The following is a 17941-nucleotide window of genomic DNA, read 5'->3' on the forward strand; positions in this document are numbered from 1 at the left end:
CAAAAAGTTGGGACGGCTCAGCGCTTCAATCAAACCACTGAACCGCCGTGGAGCGGCACGCGACCAATCGGAGTCGCAGCGCCGCACTATCTTTTTGTTTCAGCATCGGATCAATCCGAAAAGCGCGCTGCGCACGCTTGCGCCTGACAGATCAGGCGCCGGTGATCAGCTTGCCGGCCTTGGAAATCCACGATCCGGCATTCTCGCGCGGCGAAAGCCCATTGCTCTGCAGGAGCTTGTAGGAGTCCTTGTACCACGGGCTGTCGGGATAGTTGGTGCCGAGCACCGCTGCGGCCGTCTGGGCCTCCGAGGTCAGCCCCATCGCGTAGTAGCTTTCGGTGAGGCGGGCCAACGCTTCCTCGACGTGGCGGGTGTTGGAATAGTTCTCCACCACGGTGCGGAAGCGTTTGACGGCGGCGATATATTCGCGGCGCTCTAGATAATAGCGGCCGATCTGCATTTCCTTGCCGGCGAGCTGGTCGTTGGCGAAGCGGATCTTCTCCTTGGCGTCGTCGACATATTCCGACGTCGGCCAGCGCGTGACCAGATCCTGCATCGTCTGCAGCGTCTGGCGCGCTTCCTTCTGATCCTGCGTCACATCCTTGATCTGGCGATAGTAGCTCAGGCCGATGATGTACTGTGCATAGGGCGCGTCATCGGTGGACGGATAAAGCGCCAGATAGCGCTTGGCCGACGAGATCGCCTCGTCGTAGCTGCCCTTTCGGTAGTCGGTGAAAGCGCCCATCACCATCGATTTGCGAGCCCATTCCGAATAGGGATGCTGGCGGTCGACGGCGTCGAACTTCTTGCTCGCCTCGTCCAGGCGGCCGGCATTCAAATTGGCGAGACCCTGGTTGTAGAGAACGTCGGCCGGCTCGGTCTGGTCGACATATTTCGACAGGTCGATGTCTTTCTCCGACGACATGCAGGCCGACAGAAAGAGCGATGGAACAACCAGCGAAAGCGCCAGGAGAACAGACCGCTTTGGCGCTTTCGATTGACCGACTCGCTTGAAGAACATGATTGGATTGCGCCCTTTCGGCGTTATTTTAATGCCTCTTGCATGCTGTTGTCCCAAAACTGGTCCCCACTTTTGAGCGACATGCACTAATCGACGGCAGCAGCCATAACCCATAACCGCCTTGCCCGGCAACGCTATCTCCGGGCAATGGCGCATTTTTGTGGCGGCGCGACGGCGCCGACGCATCCCTATATTTTCGCCGACCGATGATGCATTCCTGCAACACCCGGCATTCCGCCACAGGGTGCGAAAACGGTGCGGAGCTTAGATCATCCAGGGCGCGTAGAGCGGCGCATTGACGGCGCTCATCTCCGCCGCGCGGCCCCGCTCGCGGCGTGTCGTCTCGACGATCTCGAAGGCCGTGCGGTCCGACAGCAGGCGCCGCAGCGCCGCAGCGTTCAGCCTGTGACCGCCGCGATAGGAGCGGAAACAGCCGATGAAGCGGGCGCCGGCCAGAGCCAGGTCGCCCATGGCGTCGAGCGTCTTGTGGCGCACGAATTCGTTGGGATAACGCAGGCCGCCCATATTGATGACGCGGTTGTCGTCACCGATCACGAGCGAGTTCTCGAGCGAAGATCCCAGCGCATAGCCGGCCGCCCACAACCGCTCGACATCCTTCATGAAGCCGAAGGTTCGGGCGCGCGCAACGTCGCGGCGGAAAATGTCGGCATTGATGTCCGACGCAAAGAGCTGACGGCCGATGGCCGGGCTTTCGAAATCGATCTCGACCTCGAAGCGGGTGCCGTCATAGGGCCTGAACTCCGCCCAGGAAGCACCGTTTTCGATGCGAACCGGCTTGACGACCCTGATATAGCGCCGCTTGACCGGCAGCGTCTCGATGCCCGCCTGGTCGATGGCTTCCACGAAGGCCATGGCGCTGCCGTCGAGGATGGGAACCTCGTGGCCGTCGATCTCGATGAGAACATTGTCGATGCCGAGCCCGAACAGCGCGGCCATGATGTGCTCGACCGTGGCGATATGCTCGCCCGAGGGATCGCCAAGCATGGTGCACAGATCGGTGGCGCCGATCTCGGAAAACAGGGCGCGGAACTCGCGGCCCAGCCCGTCGCTATTGATGAGCTGGAACACGATGCCGGTGTCGGCATCCGCCGGCAGGAAACTGATGGAAACTTCTTTGCCACTGTGAACGCCGGTGCCCGTAAGCGACGCGCGCGTTTTCACTGTCGTCTGGTAGTCGTGCAAGACAATCCCCATAAGCCCGATATGCCTAAGTCCGCTTCTCCAGCCCGAGGGCGCGGCTCTTGTTAAATCGGCAGGCAGGGCCACTTCCCCGAAATCCCGGCAGACCGACTATGGTAGGCAGCGAAGATAATGTCCCGCCAAGGAGACTCCAAATCACGGTTTCTTACCCTCTGTAACCGCGAACCAGAGTCAGCTCCACATCGTAACTATTTGATTCTACAGCACTTAAAACGTTAACAGGCAAGCAATTCCTTGCTTGCCTGTTAACAATTGTTACGGTCCGTTAACCGCTCAGTTGGCCTGGCGGCGCAGGAACGCCGGAATCTCCAGCTGATCGTCGTCCTGAGTCGCCCTGGTCTGCGGCGTCAGGCGGCCCTGGTCGTCCAGCTGGCCGCGGCGCGGCGCATAGAGCTGGGCGTCCTGGCTGGCGAGACGGCGCACTTCAGGCGCTGCCTGGCGCAGCTTCGGCTCGCGCGGTTGCGCCGGCTGCAGCCTTGCGGGTTCCTCCTCGCGGCGGGTCAGGCCGTTGGTCAGGCGCTTCAACAGACCCATCGGGCCGCTGTTGTTCTCGTGGTCCACCGGGCGGCTCTTGGCGTCGACCTCGGCCTTCACCACCGGCGGAAAGTCCTCGACGCGCGGCATGCGCTGAGGTGCCATCGCCACCGGCTGCTGGACCTCGCGCAGCATTTCGCGCGGCTGCGGGGCCGGCTGCATCTGCTGGACAACCGGCTGCGGCATTGGCTGCTGCGGCGGCGCCTGGAAGATCTTGCTCTGCGGGCGGAAATCGTCCGCATGGGCGACAGGAGCCGGGCGGGCCTGCGCCATGGCGGCAGCGTTCGACTCGGCGAGCTGGATGGCCTCGGCGACCGGGTCCGCGGCGCGCGGCTCATAGACAGGCTGCTGGACCGGCGCCGGGCGGCTCTCCACGGCGGCAACGGCCGGACGGGCGGCCGGCTTCTGCGGTGCCGTACGGATCGAGATCGGCGCCGCGGCGATTTCAGCCGCCGACTTGTCGATGCCGGTGGCGACCACCGAGACGCGGATGACGCCTTCGAGTTCCTCGTCGAAAGTAGCGCCGAGGATGATGTTGGCGTCCTGGTCGACTTCCTCGCGTATACGGGTCGCAGCTTCGTCGACTTCGAACAGCGTCAGGTCGCGGCCGCCGGTGATCGAGATCAGCAGGCCCTTGGCGCCCTTCATAGAGGTCTCGTCAAGCAGCGGGTTGGCGATCGCAGCCTCGGCGGCGGCCATCGCGCGGCCCTCGCCCGAAGCTTCGCCGGTGCCCATCATCGCCTTGCCCATCTCGCGCATCACCGAACGCACGTCGGCGAAGTCGAGGTTGATCAGGCCTTCCTTGACCATCAGGTCGGTGATGCAGGCGACACCGGAATAGAGCACCTGGTCGGCCATGGCGAAGGCGTCGGCGAAGGTGGTCTTGTCATTGGCCAGCCGGAACAGGTTCTGGTTGGGGATGACGATGAGGGTGTCGACGCATTTCTGCAGTTCCTCGATGCCCAAATCGGCCGTCTTCATGCGGCGCTGGCCTTCGAAGTGGAACGGCTTGGTGACGACGCCGACGGTGAGGATGCCCTTCTCGCGCGCGGCGCGGGCAACGACCGGAGCAGCACCGGTGCCGGTGCCGCCGCCCATGCCGGCGGTGACGAAGCACATATGGGTGTTGGATAGGTGGTCGATGATCTCGTCGATGCACTCTTCCGCCGCCGCGCGGCCGACTTCCGGCTGCGAGCCGGCGCCGAGGCCTTCGGTGACATGCGCGCCGAGCTGGATCAGCCGGTCGGCCTTCGACATGGTCAGCGCCTGCGCGTCGGTGTTGGCCACGACGAACTCGACACCGCGCAAGCCCGCGGTGATCATGTTGTTCACGGCATTGCCGCCGCCGCCGCCGACACCGAACACGGTGATGCGCGGCTTAAGCTCGGTGATGTCCGGCTTCTGCAGATTGATGGTCATTGTCTCCGTCCTTTGCCTTTCACGCCGCTTCGCCGCCGCGGCCGCCTATGGGGCTGTCCCCGTCAATTAGAAACTGTCTCTCAACCACTGACTCATGCGATGCAGTTTTCCACCCGTTCCGGTCATCCTGAGACCGGAAATGCCTTTTGCAGGATGGCTCTCGAAACTCGCCATCTGCGGATAGATCAGAAGCCCGACGGCGGCCGAGAAGGCCGGTCCCTTCGCTGCTTCGGGCAGGCCCGCCACGCCGAGCGGGCGGCCGATGCGCACATTGCGCCCCAGGATGCGGCGCGCCGCTTCCGGCAGGCCGGCCAGCTGGCTGGCGCCGCCGGTGAGCACGACGCGCTTGCCGACGGCGTTGCCGTAGCCGGACTTGTTCAGCCGGTCGCGCAGCAGTTCGAGTGTCTCGTCGATGCGGGCGCGCACGATGCGCGTCATCACCGAACGCGGAATCTGCAGCGGCACGTCGCCATCGTCGCCGATCGGCTGGATCGAGACCAGGTCGCGGTCATCCGCACTGCCCGGCAGCGCCGAACCATGCATGACCTTCAGCCTTTCGGCGGCATCGAGCGAGGTCGAAAGCCCCTTGGCCATGTCGAGCGTGACGTGATTGCCGCCGATGGCGATGGCGTCGCCATGGACGAACTTGCCTTCCGAAAACACCGAGATCGTCGTCGTGCCGCCGCCCATGTCGATGCAGGCCGCACCCAGTTCCAGCTCGTCGTCGACCAGAGCCGCCAGCCCGCTTGCATAGGGCGTCGCCACCATGCGCTCGACCGACAGATGCGAGCGGTTGATGGAGAGTTCGAGGTTGCGCATCGGCGCCGCGTCACCCGTCAGCACATGCATGTCGACGCCAAGCGCGTCGCCGACCATGCCGCGCGGATCGCGCACGCCGCGCTCGGCATCGAGCGAGAAGCCGACGGGCAGCGAATGGATCACCTCGCGCTCGGCCTTGAGCGCCTGCTTGGCGCCGGCGCCGAGCACGCGCTTGATGTCGGCCTCGTCGGCCTCGTGGCCGCCAAGGTTGATGGTCGCCGAGAAGGCTTCGCTCTTCAGCCGGCCGGCGGTCATGTTGACGATGAGCGAATCGACCGTCAGCCCCGCCATGCGCTCGGCGGCGTCGACGGACAGGCGGATGGCATGCTCGGCCCGGTCGAGATCAACGACCACGCCCGACTTCACGCCTTGCGACTTCTGATGACCGATGCCGATCACCTGGATCCGGTGCGAGCGGCCGCGCAACAGCTTGCCGTCATCGTTCGGCTTGAGCTTGGCCACCATGCAGCAGACCTTGTTCGAGCCGACATCCAGCACTGTCAGAGTGCCGGATCGGCGCGACGAGGCATCGCCTGAACCGCCAAGCCAGCTCATATCTTCGTCTCCGACTTGCGCTTGAGGGTCTTCGGCTTCTCGTTGAGCGCGGCCTCGCGCTGCGTCGCCGCTTCGGGCGTCAGCTCCACGACCAGCCGGTCTGTCAGGCGCATGTCGACCGCAGCGATGTCGCGCGACAAGAGCCCCTTGTCCTTATCCATCTTGACCAGTTCGGCGAGCGCCTGGTTTTCCCCGTCCTCGGGCAGCTTGACGGTGATGCCGTTGTCGAGCTTCAGGTCCCAGCGGCGATCGCCAACGCGGATATAGCCTTTTACGCGGCTCGCGAGGTCGGGGTACTTTTCGACCTTGGCCAGGAAGTCGGGCGCCTTGGCCGGCGCGCCCTCGCCGATCAGCAACGGCAGCAGCACCTGCTTGCCGCCGGAGAACGGCGCAATGACCGCGCCATCCCTCTCGATGACCGAGAGATCATTGCCCTGCTGCCAGAGCGCGAAAGCCTCACGCTCCTCGACGCGCACTTCCAGCGTATGCGGATAGACCTTGCGCACCGCCGCCACCTCGATCCACGGCAGGCCGGAGATGCGCTCGCGCGCGGCCTCGGCGTCGAAGCCGATCAGCGAGGTCCAGCCGTCGAGCTCGAGCCTGTCGAGAATGTCGATCTCGGAGGTCTGGCGGTTGCCGACCACCTTGACCTGATCGACGGCAAAGCCCGTGCGGGCGGTGATGCTCTGGATGATGCCATCGGCATGGCCGCCGAGATAGGCGCCATAGGCGCCGCTCGAAGCGAGCAGCACCGCCGACATCATCGCCGCGGAGAAGCGCGGCACCTCGAATTCGCCATCGCCCAGGCGCGCCAGGATGCGCACCGGGCGGCGAAGCACGCGCGGCAGGACGAAATGGCCCGATGACAACGACAAGCCGAACAGCGACGGCCCGGCCGCGCCCTTCCCCTTGCCTTGTCCCCATTTCAACGCAGACACGAAGCGTCCTCCACCATCCAACTCAACAACTCACCAAACGAATGCCCGGCATGGGCCGCGATTTCAGGCACCAGAGACGTCGGCGTCATGCCCGGCTGAGTGTTGACCTCGAGCCATACAACTTCGCCATTTTCGGAGTGACGATCGTCATAACGGAAGTCCGACCGGGAAACGCCCCGACAGCCGACAGCTTGGTGAGCCTTGAGCGCCAGTGTCTGTATTTTTTGGTAAATATTCGGTGAAACTTTTGCGGGGCATTCGTGTTTTGATCCGCCCGCGACATATTTTGAATCGTAATCATAGAAGGAATGGCCGGTCGGGATGATCTCGCAGACGCCAAGCGCCACATCACCCATGACGGCGCAGGTCAGCTCGCGCCCGTGGATGTAGCGCTCGACCATGACGGTATCGCCATATTTCCACTCGGACGAGCCGACGACCTGCGGCGGATGCGACTGCCCCTCCGACACGATGACGACGCCAAAGCTCGACCCTTCATTGACCGGCTTGATCACATAGGGCGGCTTCATCGGATGCTTGTTCTGGATGGCGAAGCGATTGGCGACCTTCGATTCGGCGACGGGAACGCCGACCGATTTGACGATCTTCTTCGCTTGCTCCTTGTTCATGGCGAGCGCCGAGGCGAGCACGCCGGAATGCGTGTAGGGAATGCCGAGATATTCGAGGATGCCCTGGATGGTGCCGTCCTCGCCGAACGGACCGTGCAGCGCATTGAAGGCGACGTCAGGTTTGAGATCGGCAAGCACCGAGCCGACATCGCGTCCGACATCGACGCGGGTGATTTGATAACCCTCATTCTCCAGCGCATCGGCACAGGCCTTTCCGGAGGACAGGGACACGGGCCGCTCGGACGAAAAACCTCCCAGCAGGACGGCCACATGCTTGCTTTTCATTCCCCGTCATCCCCTCTCACGGCGGACCAAAAACCAAGATTTCCGCAACATTGAGTCCGAGTCTCCCGGCAGGTTGCCCCCCAGACGGAAAACGCGGGTAACGCGTCGAACGACTCAAATCAGGAAACGCTTTCCAGCAGAGAATCAGAGAGTTGATTCACTGGCAAGTGCTTATGAATCCGAGAGATTCACTTTCTGAGAAAATGGCTGCGAAAACCGTGCCGGTGAGTCCCTGGAGCAACGGTTTTAAGCGTTTTGCGAGCGCATTGAAGTTCATGCATCACATGAACTTCATGAACAGCGAAGGTACGTTGAGGTGCAGGTCAGGCCGAGTCGAAAACGATGGCCTTCGAGAACCGGAGCGGAGCGGACATTCGGGTCCGTGAGCACCGGAAGCGTAGAAGGCCGTCGTTTGCAGGCCGGCATCATCTGAATATCAGCGTACCTAGAGAAGCTGACCCAGAAACTCCTGGACGGCATGTCCGGGCCGGAAATTGCCGATGCGCTTGATCTCCCACTGCAGCCGGATGCCCGAATGTTCGAGCACGCGGGCGCGCACCGTCTCACCGAGATATTCGAGGTCGTAGCCGGTCGCGGTGCCGGTGTTGATCATGAAATTGCAGTGCATCGGCGACATCTGCGCGCCGCCGATCATCAGGCCACGGCAGCCCGCCTTGTCGATCTCCTTCCAGGCCGACGTTCCTTCAGGATTCTTGAAGGTCGAGCCGCCGGTCTTCTCGCGGATCGGCTGCACCGTCTCGCGGTGGTTCTGCACCGCGTCCATCGCCGCCTTGATCGTGGCCTTGTCCTCTGCAAAGCCTTCGAACACGGCCGAGGTGAAGATCAGCCCGGAAGGAGCCGCCGAATGGCGATAGGCATAGCCCATCTCGGCATTGCTCAGTGTCTGGACATTGCCCTTACGGTCGAGCGCGCGCACCTCGACCACGCGCTCGCGCGTCTCGACGCCGTTGGCGCCGGCATTCATCCTCAGCGCCCCACCGATGGCGCCTGGAATGCCGTGATAGAAATGGAAGCCGCCAATGCCGGCTTCCAGCGCCAGGGCCGCGACACGCTTGTCGGGCGTGGCGGCACCCGCCTTAATCCTGATCGGCGAAACGATCTCGGCCTCGCCAAAGCCCTTGGCCGAGAGCCGGATGACAAAACCCGGAATGCCGCCGTCCCTGACCAGAAGGTTCGAGCCGACACCAACGACGGTAAGAGGTATTTCTTCGGGAACCGCACGCAGGAACGCGGCAAGGTCTTCTTCGTCGGCCGGCTGGAACAGCACCTCGGCCAGGCCACCGGCGCGGAACCAGGTGATCTTGTCCATTTCGGCATTCGGCGTGAGACGGCCGCGCAGGCCGGCAAGCCGGTCGCCAAGTCTGTCGATCAGGGCCTGGCCGTGCATCATGAGGCGGCAAGCTCCTTTGGCAGAGCATAGGCCCATTGGGTGATGTTGCCGGCGCCGAGGAAGACGACGAAGTCGCCGGGCTTGGCCAGGTCGCGAATGATGGGCGCGATCGCTGCCGGACCCTCTATGTAGCGCGCATCGCGATGACCGCCGGCGCGGATGCGCGACACCAGCTCGTCCGAGCTGACGCCGTCGATCGGGTCTTCGCCGGCAGCATAGACCGGCGCCACCATCACCGTGTCGGCGTCGTTGAAGCAGGCGGAGAACTCGTTGAACAGATCGTGCAGCCGGGTGAAGCGGTGCGGCTGAGCAATGGCGATGACGCGGCCGTTGGTGGCGCTGCGCGCCGCCTTCAGCACCGCCGATATCTCGACCGGATGGTGACCGTAATCGTCGAAGACATCGACGCCGTTCCAGGACCCGGTATGGGTGAAGCGGCGCTTGACGCCGGCGAAGGACGACAGGCCCTTCTTGATCGCCTCGCCGGACAGGCCGAGCTCATGCGCGACGGCGATGGCCGCGGTGGCGTTAGAGACATTGTGGCGGCCGGGCATCGGCAGGCGCAGGCCTGAAATCGTGCTCTGGCTGCCGGTCTTGCGGTCGCGGATCACCACGTCGAACTCGGAGGTGGCCCCCGCCATGCGGTGGTTGGTGAAGCGCACATCGGCTTGCGCGTTCTCGCCATAGGTGATGACCCGGCGGTCCTCGATGCGGCCGACCAGCGCCTGCACTTCCGGATGGTCGGTGCACATCACGCCGAAGCCGTAGAACGGCACATTCTCGACGAACTGGCGGAACGCCTCGCGCACCTTGTCGAAGCTGCCGTAGTGGTCGAGATGCTCGGGATCGATGTTGGTGACGACGGCAATGTCGGCCGGCAGCTTGAGGAAGGTGCCGTCGCTCTCGTCGGCCTCGACCACCATCCACTCGCCGTCGCCCATGCGGGCATTGGTGCCATAGGCATTGATGATACCGCCATTGATGACGGTCGGATCGAGCCCGCCGGCTTCGAGCAAGGTCGCCACCATCGAGGTCGTCGTCGTCTTGCCATGCGTGCCGCCGATCGCCACCGCCTGACGGAAGCGCATCAGTTCGGCCAGCATCTCGGCGCGGCGCACGATCGGCAGCAGCTTTTCGCGCGCGGCCTTCAGCTCCGGATTGGTCTTCTTGATCGCCGTCGAGACGACCACCACCTCGGCATCGCCAAGATTCTCGGCCTTGTGGCCGACGAAGCATTCGATGCCCTTGTCGCGCAGCCGCTGCACATTGGCGCTGTCGGCCTGGTCGGACCCTTGCACCTTGTAGCCGAGATTGTGAAGCACCTCGGCGATGCCGCTCATGCCGATGCCGCCAATGCCGATGAAATGCACAAGGCCGATGGTCTGCGGCATCTTCATGCTTGCGTCCCTTTCCTGAAATCCGAAACGGTTTTTTGGGACGCAATAGCCTCTGTGAGATCGGCGAGCAACCGTGCCGCGTCCGGCCTGCCGGCCGATTTCGCGCCCGCGGCCATCGCCGCCAGCTGCTCGGGATTGTCCATCAGCCCGCCAACAAGGGCCGCGATGCGCTCGGGCGACAGCGTCGATTGCGGGTGCACCTCGCCGCCGCCGGCAGCGGCAAGGGCTGCCGCGTTCGCCGCCTGATCGTGGTCGAGCGCATAGGGATAGGGCACCAGCAGCGCCGGCCGGCCGATGACGGCGATCTCCGAGACGGTCGAGGCGCCGGAGCGCGAAATCACCAGATGGGCAGCGGCCATGCGCGCCGCCATGTCGGTGAAGAAGGGCGAGACCTCGACGGTGACGCCAAGCGCGGCATAGGCCGTCTTCACCCGCGCTACGTCATCCGCGCGGGCCTGCTGCGTGATCACCAGACGTTTGCGCTGTGCATCCGAAAGCAGCGCGATGGCTCCCGGCATGGCATCGGAAAAGAACTGCGCGCCCTGGCTGCCGCCGAACACCAGCAGGCGGAAAGGCTCTTCCCCCGTCGATGCCGCATAAGGCGTCTTGGCCGCCTCCAACACCGCCGGCCGGACGGGATTGCCCGTCGTCACCGTCTTTTCGCCGGTGGCACTCGTATCCTGCGGCAGGAAGCCGCCGGCGATGGCATCGACACGGCCGGCCAGCGCCCGGTTGGCGCGCCCCATCACCGCGTTCTGCTCATGGATCAGCGTCGGCACCTTGCGCCGCGTCGCCGCGTAGAGCGGCGGCAGGGTCGGATAGCCACCAAAGCCGACCACCGCATCCGGCTTGATCCGGCCGATAATGGCGGAGGCCTGGCGCACGCCGCGCCAGATTTTCCAGAACGCGCCAAGCACGGCGATGGGATTTTTCGAGCCCATCGTCGCCGACTGGATCGGATGGACGGCAGCGGCCGGGAAGTGGCCGGCAAACCGCTCGGCGCGGTCGTCGGTCGCCAGATGCACCGTCCAGCCGCGCTCCTTCAGCTCATGCGCCAGCGCCTCGGCCGGGAACAGATGTCCGCCGGTTCCGCCCGCCGCCAGAAGGATGACACCCCTCGCCATGTCACTCCGCCGGTAAAGCGCGCGGCGGCAGCGCAAAACCCATTTGCTTGCGCTTCTCCGGCCGCTTGCGGGTCAGCGCCAGCACCATGCCCATCGAAATGGCGATGGCGATCTGCGAGGAGCCACCATAGGAGATGAAGGGCAGCGTCATGCCCTTGGCCGGCACCAGCTGCAGGTTGACGCACATGTTGATGACGGCCTGCAGGCCGAACACGGTGACGAGACCGCCGACCGCATAGCGAGTGAAATCGTCATGTTCCTTGAGCGCCGTGTTGAGGCCGCGCAGCACGATGAAGGCGAAGATCGACATGATGAAGAAGCACATGATCAGCCCGAATTCCTCGCCAGCGACCGAGAAGACGAAGTCGGCGTGGCTGTCGGGGATGACCCGCTTGACCGTGCCCTCGCCTGGGCCGACGCCGAACCAGCCGCCATTGATCAGCGCGTCGCGTCCCATGTCGACCTGGAACGTATCGCCCTCGCCGGTGAGGAACTTGTCGATACGCAAGGCAACGTGCGGAAACACCGTATAGGCGGCGAAGACGCCGCCGACGCCGGCAGCACCCAGCACGATGATCCACAGCCAGGGCAGCCCGGCCATGAAGAACATGATACCCCAGGTGCCGGTCGTCAGCATGGTCTGGCCGAGGTCCGGCTGCGCCACCAGCAGCGACACGACCAGCACCAGGAGCAGCATGGCGAACAAATTGCCGGGAATGTCGGGCTGGCGCTTGTGCTCGGCGAACAGCCAGGCGCACATGATGACGAAGGCCGGCTTGAGGAACTCGGACGGCTGGATCGACAGGCCGGCAAGCGACACCCAGCGCCGTGCGCCCTTCACCTCGACGCCGATATAGAGCACCGCCACCATCAGCACCAGCATCAGGCACAGCATGATCAGCGACATGCGCCGGATCTGCCGGGAATCGAGGAAGGAGACCGCCAGCATCACGCCGAGGGCCGGCACGGTGAAGATGATCTGCCTGGTGGCGAAGTGGAAACTGTCGAGGCCGATGCGCTCGGCCACCGCTGGGCTGGCGGCGAAGGACAAGACGATGCCCAGCCCCATCAGCGACAGGAACGCCGCCAGGAACCAGCGATCGATCGTCCACCACCAGGTTGCGACAGGACTTTTATCGAGACGGCTCTGCATTATCGTGCCCCTCCGATGGGTTTGACGCCATCTATAGCGCTCGCAGCTTGCCTGAAGGCTTCGCCGCGAACTTCGAAATTCTTGAACTGGTCGAAACTGGCGCAGGCCGGTGACAACAGCACCACCACCTCGCCGCTGTCGTCCTTGGCCGCATCATGCGCGGCGTGTTCGACCGCCTTGGCCAGCGTGCCCGAGATCTCGTAGGGCACCGCCTCGCCCAGCGTCGCCGAAAAGGCAGGTGCGGCCTCGCCGATCAGATAGGCCTTGGCGATGCGCGGGAAGAAGCCGCGCAGCGGCTCGATGCCGCCCTCCTTGGGCAGGCCGCCGGCGATCCAGTAGATGCGCGGAAAGCTCGACAGCGCGGGGGCGGCCGCATCGGCGTTGGTCGCCTTGGAATCGTTGACGAACAGGACATGGCCCTTGCGGCCGACCTGCTCCATGCGGTGCGCGAGACCCGGAAAACTTTCGAGCCCCGACTGGATTTCGCCAAGGTCGAGCCCGACCTTCAGGCAAGCGGCGACCGCGGCAAGCGCGTTCTGCGCATTGTGCTGGCCGCGCAACGAACCGATGCCTTCGAGGAAGGCGACCTTGCTGTAGCGGCCGTGCACGGCCTCCATCAGATTGGTGCCGTCGGCGAAATAGCCGTCGGTCAGCGGCAGCCGCTTGGAAATGCGGATGACCTGCCGCCCGGCCCGCTCCAGCCGCTCGGCGATCTGCGCGCACCAGGAATCGTCGATGCCGATGATCGCCGTCTCGCTGCCCGCCACCAGCCGCTCCTTGATCGAGGCGTAGTGCTGCATGGTGCCGTGGCGGTCGAGATGGTCCGGCGTCAGGTTGAGCAGGATGCCGGCGGTCGGATTGATCGAGGGCGCGAGGTCGATCTGGTAGGACGAGCACTCGACGACATAGTGGCGGTCGGGCTTCGGCGGGTCGAGCGTCATCACCGCGCGGCCGATATTGCCGCCCATCTGGGTATCGCGGCCCGCCGATTTGAGGATGTGCGCCGTCAGCGCGGTGGTGGTCGACTTGCCGTTGGTGCCGGTGATGGCGATGAAAGGCGCCGTTGGCACGCTGAGCGTCCGCTCGCGGCAGAAAAGCTCGATGTCGCCGATGATCTCGACGCCGGCGCCCTTCGCCAATTCCACCGTCCAATGCGGCTTGGGATGCGTCAGCGGCACGCCCGGCGACAGCACGAAAGCCGAGAATTTTGCCCAGTCGGCGCCGCGCAGATCGGCGGTCGCGATGCCGGTGGCGGCTGCCTTGGCCACGCTGTCGGGATTGTCGTCCCAGGCAAGCACCTGCGCCCCACCCTCGATCAATGCCCGCGCGGTCGCGATCCCCGAGCCGCCGAGGCCGAAGAGCGAAACCTGTTTGCCTGCGAAGGATGCAGCGGGGATCAAGGGAGGCTTCCTATCTGAGCTTCAGGGTGGAGAGGCCGACCAGCGCCAGGATGACGGCGATGATCCAGAAGCGGATCACCACCTGGCTCTCGGTCCAGCCGAGCTTTTCGAAATGATGGTGGATCGGCGCCATCAGGAACACGCGCTTGCCGGTCATCTTGAAGTAGCCGACCTGGATGATGACCGACAGGATTTCCACGACAAACAATCCGCCGACGATGACGAGCACGATCTCATGCTTGGTGGCCACCGCCACCGTGCCGATCAGGCCGCCCATGGCCAGCGAACCGGTGTCGCCCATGAAGATCGCCGCCGGCGGCGCGTTGAACCAGAGGAAGCCGAGGCCGGCGCCGATGACGGCGCCCAGCACGACCGCGAGTTCACCGGTGCCGGGCACAAAGTGGATCTGCAGATATTCGGCGAACACCGCATTGCCCGAGAGATAGGCGATGACGCCGAAGGATGCCGCCGCGATCATGATCGGCACGATCGCCAGTCCGTCGAGGCCGTCTGTCAAATTGACCGCATTGCCGGCACCGACAATGACGAAGCAGGAGAACGGGATGAAGAACCAGCCGAGGTTGATGATGAATTCCTTGGCGAAGGGAAATGTCAGCGACGAGGAGAACGGCGCCTGGCCGTTGTGCATGATCACCCAGGCGGCGATGCCGGCGATGATGAATTCGAGCCCCAGCCGTGCCTTGCCGGAGAAGCCGAGATGCGACTGCTTGGTCACCTTCAGATAGTCGTCATAAAAACCGATCGAGCCGAAGCCCAGCGTCACCAGCAGCACGACCCAGACATAGATGCTCGACAGGTTCGCCCACAGAAGCGACGAGCCGATGATGCCGGACAGGATCATCAGCCCGCCCATGGTCGGCGTGCCCGCCTTCTTGAAATGCGTCTGCGGGCCGTCGGCACGGATCGGCTGGCCCTTGCCCTGGCGCAGCCGCAGCGAATTGATGATGGTCGGTCCGAAGATGAAGACGATCAGCGCCGAGGTGATCAGCGCCCCGCCCGTGCGGAACGTGATGTAACGGAAGACATTGAAGACCGAGATCTTGTCCGCGAAATCGACCAGCAGTGTAAACATGCGCTTTCGTCCCCGACTCGACCTAGGTCAGTTTGCTGGTTGTCGTTTCAGCCGGGTACTTGCCCAGCAGCGCATCGACCAGTTTTGCAAAACCGATGCCCTTCGACGATTTGATCATCACCACGTCGCCCGGCTTCAGCGCGGCAAGCAGCACCGGCTTCAATTCCTCGACGCCGGCGCGGTATTCCGTCTTGATGTCCTCAGGCAGCGCTTCCGCCAGTGCCCGCATTTCGGGGCCGCCAAGAAACACGGTCTGCGTGCCGGTGCCGACGATGAGATCGGCAAGGGCGGCATGCAGCTTGGCCGAATGCTCGCCAAGTTCCAGCATGTCGCCGAGCACGGCGATGCGGCGCCCCTCACCCGTCACCGGCGTCGCGTTGAGCAGCGCCATCGCCGCCGCCATCGAAGCCGGATTGGCGTTGTAGCTCTCGTCGATCAGCGTGATCGGCCCACCGGGGTGGCGCAACACATGGCGCTTGCCGCGGCCGCGCTCGGCTGACAGATCGGCCAGTGCCAGTGCCACCTTGTCGAGATCGGCGCCGACCAGTTGCGCCGCGCCCAGCACCGCCAGCACGTTCTGCACCATGTGCCGGCCGGGCGCGCCGATGCGGGCGATCATGTCATGACCGCCAATCCGGGCGGCGATGTCGGAATGGTCGGCATGCAATTCGCATCTGGTAAGCTTGAAGGTCGAGCGCGCGTTCTCGCCGAAGCCGTAGACATGCTCGACGCCGGCGGCATGCGCCATCTTGTCGAGCAGCTTGAAGCGCGCATCGTCGCGGTTGAGGACGGCCGCGCCCTCTGGCTCCAACCCTTCGAAAATCTCGGCCTTGGCCTTGGCGATCTCGTCGAGATTGCGGAAGAAGCCGAGATGCGCCGCCGCGATGATGGTGACGATGGCGACATGCGGCCGCACCATCTTCACCAGCGGCCGGATCTCGTCGGGATGGTTCATGCCGATCTCGAAGACCGCATAGTCGCAATCATCGGGCATGCGCGCCAGCGTCAGCGGCACACCCCAATGGTTGTTGAAGGACTGCGCCGAGGCATGCACCTTGCCGACCGCCGACAGCACATGGCGCAGCGCTTCCTTGGTGGTGGTCTTGCCGGCCGACCCGGTCACCGCGATGATCTTGGCCTGGGAGCGGGCGCGCGCCGCGACACCAAGCTTTTCCAATGCAACCAGCACGTCCTCGACGACGATAATCGGCGCCGTCAGCCGGCCGAGCGACGGCAGCTTGCCTTCCGCCACCACCAGCACGCCGGCGCCGGCCTTGATGGCCGCGGTGGCGAAGTCGTGACCATCCATCGCCTCGCCCTTGATGGCGAAGAAGGCGTCACCCGGCTGCAGGCTGCGGCTGTCGATCGAAATGCCCGATATGCCCTCGGGCATGGGCCCGAGCGGCCGCCCGTCCATGGCGGCGACCAGCGCCTCGGAGGTCCACAGCATACTCATGCGGCACGCTCCCGCAGCGCCGCGCGGACTTCCTCGTGGTCGGAGAAATGCAGGGTTTCGGTGCCGATCGTCTGGCCTTCCTCGTGCCCCTTGCCGGCCACGATCAGCGTGTCGCCGGCATGAAGCATGGCGACAGCCTCGTGGATCGCCTTGCGCCGGTCGCCGATCTCGATGGCGCCGGGTGCGGCGGCCAGAATGGCGGCGCGGATCGTTTCGGGCACTTCGGAGCGCGGATTGTCATCGGTGATGATGACGACATCGGCAAGCCGGGTGGCGATTTCGCCCATGATCGGCCTCTTGCCCCGGTCGCGGTCACCGCCGCAGCCGAACACGACCATGACGCGACCAGTGGTAAACGGGCGGACCGAAGCCAGCACGTTTTCCAGCGCATCGGGCTTGTGGGCGTAGTCGACATAGACCGGCGCACCACTGACCGTGGTGCCAACGAGGTCGAGCCGACCCGGCGCTCCCTTCAATTTTTCCAATGCGGCCAATGCCTTGGCGACAGGTGTTCCCGTGGAAATGGCGAGCCCTGCCGAAACCAGCGCGTTCGAAATCTGGAAATCGCCGGCCAGCGGCAGGTCGATTTCGTAAAGCACGCCCTCGGCCTCGACCTCGGCGCGCTGGCGATGGCGTTCGTGCTCGACCCGCTTCAGCGTGAGGAAATCGCCATGCCGGCCAACCGTCAGCACCTTGAGCCCGGCAGCCTGGGCCGCCTGGATCGTCGGCGCCGACCACGGATCGTCGGCGAAGATGACCGCGGGCGCGCCTTTCGGCAGCAGCGTGTCGAACAGGCGCAGTTTGGCGCGGTGATAATCCTCGACCGTCGGATGGTAGTCCATATGGTCGCGGCCAAGGTTGGTGAAGCCGCCGGCGGCGAGCTTCACCCCGTCGAGACGGCGCTGGTCGAGCCCATGGCTGGAGGCTTCCATCGAAGCGTGGGTAACACCGGCATCGGCCAATTCCCGCAGCAGCTGATGCAGGGCAACCGGATCGGGCGTGGTCAGCGAGCCATAGTCGTTGCGGCCGGGCGCCACCACGCCGGTGGTGCCGATCGAAGCCGCGGCGTACCCCACCTGCTCCCAGATCTGCCTGGTGAAGGCGGCGACCGAGGTCTTGCCGCTGGTGCCGGTCACCGCCACCATGGTCTGCGGCTGCTTGCCGAAATAGCGGGCGGCACTCAGCGCCAGCGCCAGGCGCGGATCGTCGACCGCCAGCACCGGAACCGGCAGTCCGGCGATGGAACTGCTTTTGCCTGACACGATCACTAGGGCGCCGCGCCTGGCCGCGTCGGCAGCGTAAGCCGCGCCGTCCGCCTTGGTACCGGCGAGCGCAAAAAAGACGACGCCCGGTTTTACCTGGCGGGAATCGGACGAAATCCCGGTAACCTCCAGATCGGCGGAAGCTGTTCCTTCGACTGGCAGGACACCGGCTAGATCTCTGAGCTTCATCGAGTTCCGTTCACCGCAATAAAATAGCGCGCAGT

Annotated in this window: 14 protein-coding genes; all 14 read right to left on the bottom strand. The window is 64.4% G+C overall.

Annotation, left to right across the window (positions count from 1 at the left end; genetic code table 11):
• Nucleotides 1-151: 151 nt before the first annotated feature.
• Entirely contained in the window at nt 152-1021 is an 870-nt protein-coding gene (locus ACLGL5_RS27705; protein ID WP_019859082.1) for an outer membrane protein assembly factor BamD, read from the bottom strand.
• Nucleotides 1022-1285: 264 nt separating this feature from the next.
• Nucleotides 1286-2236: a UDP-3-O-acyl-N-acetylglucosamine deacetylase gene (lpxC, locus tag ACLGL5_RS27710; protein WP_019859083.1), complete on the bottom strand. Its 951-nt coding sequence runs from the start codon at nt 2234-2236 to the stop codon at nt 1286-1288.
• A gap of 279 nt (nt 2237-2515) precedes the next feature.
• Nucleotides 2516-4195, bottom strand: a complete 1680-nt coding sequence (ftsZ, locus tag ACLGL5_RS27715) for a cell division protein FtsZ (protein ID WP_038647720.1) — start codon at nt 4193-4195, stop codon at nt 2516-2518.
• Nucleotides 4196-4261: 66 nt separating this feature from the next.
• Nucleotides 4262-5569 carry a cell division protein FtsA gene (gene ftsA, locus ACLGL5_RS27720; protein ID WP_010910249.1) on the bottom strand — a complete coding sequence of 436 codons (1308 nt, stop codon included), beginning with the start codon at nt 5567-5569 and terminating at the stop codon, nt 4262-4264.
• Entirely contained in the window at nt 5566-6507 is a 942-nt protein-coding gene (locus ACLGL5_RS27725) for a cell division protein FtsQ/DivIB (protein WP_069092480.1), read from the bottom strand. The genes ftsA and ACLGL5_RS27725 overlap by 4 nt, the downstream gene beginning before the upstream one ends.
• Nucleotides 6495-7421, bottom strand: a complete 927-nt coding sequence (locus ACLGL5_RS27730) for a D-alanine--D-alanine ligase (protein ID WP_019859086.1) — start codon at nt 7419-7421, stop codon at nt 6495-6497. Before ACLGL5_RS27730 ends, ACLGL5_RS27725 begins: the two co-directional genes overlap by 13 nt.
• A 445-nt stretch (nt 7422-7866) precedes the next feature.
• Nucleotides 7867-8832, bottom strand: a complete 966-nt coding sequence (gene murB / locus ACLGL5_RS27735) for a UDP-N-acetylmuramate dehydrogenase (RefSeq protein WP_069092481.1) — start codon at nt 8830-8832, stop codon at nt 7867-7869.
• Nucleotides 8829-10229, bottom strand: coding sequence for a UDP-N-acetylmuramate--L-alanine ligase (murC, locus tag ACLGL5_RS27740; RefSeq protein ID WP_019859090.1), 1401 nt, complete (start codon nt 10227-10229; stop codon nt 8829-8831). Before murC ends, murB begins: the two co-directional genes overlap by 4 nt.
• A complete protein-coding gene (murG, locus tag ACLGL5_RS27745) occupies nt 10226-11353 on the bottom strand; it encodes an undecaprenyldiphospho-muramoylpentapeptide beta-N-acetylglucosaminyltransferase (protein WP_019859092.1) in 1128 nt (375 codons plus the stop codon). The genes murC and murG overlap by 4 nt, the downstream gene beginning before the upstream one ends.
• A 1-nt stretch (nt 11354) precedes the next feature.
• Nucleotides 11355-12506 carry a putative lipid II flippase FtsW gene (gene ftsW / locus ACLGL5_RS27750; RefSeq protein ID WP_038647725.1) on the bottom strand — a complete coding sequence of 384 codons (1152 nt, stop codon included), beginning with the start codon at nt 12504-12506 and terminating at the stop codon, nt 11355-11357.
• Nucleotides 12506-13906 (bottom strand): UDP-N-acetylmuramoyl-L-alanine--D-glutamate ligase, encoded by a 1401-nt coding sequence (gene murD / locus ACLGL5_RS27755; RefSeq protein ID WP_069092482.1) that lies wholly within the window; start codon nt 13904-13906, stop codon nt 12506-12508. The genes ftsW and murD overlap by 1 nt, the downstream gene beginning before the upstream one ends.
• A 10-nt stretch (nt 13907-13916) precedes the next feature.
• Nucleotides 13917-14999: a phospho-N-acetylmuramoyl-pentapeptide-transferase gene (gene mraY, locus ACLGL5_RS27760; protein ID WP_010910257.1), complete on the bottom strand. Its 1083-nt coding sequence runs from the start codon at nt 14997-14999 to the stop codon at nt 13917-13919.
• Between the two features lie 22 nt (nt 15000-15021).
• Nucleotides 15022-16455, bottom strand: coding sequence for a UDP-N-acetylmuramoylalanyl-D-glutamyl-2,6-diaminopimelate--D-alanyl-D-alanine ligase (locus tag ACLGL5_RS27765; protein ID WP_038647729.1), 1434 nt, complete (start codon nt 16453-16455; stop codon nt 15022-15024).
• Nucleotides 16452-17906, bottom strand: a complete 1455-nt coding sequence (locus ACLGL5_RS27770) for a UDP-N-acetylmuramoyl-L-alanyl-D-glutamate--2,6-diaminopimelate ligase (protein ID WP_069092483.1) — start codon at nt 17904-17906, stop codon at nt 16452-16454. Before ACLGL5_RS27770 ends, ACLGL5_RS27765 begins: the two co-directional genes overlap by 4 nt.
• Between the last annotated feature and the right edge of the window lie 35 nt (nt 17907-17941).

This window comes from Mesorhizobium sp. U510 (genome assembly GCF_059180695.1).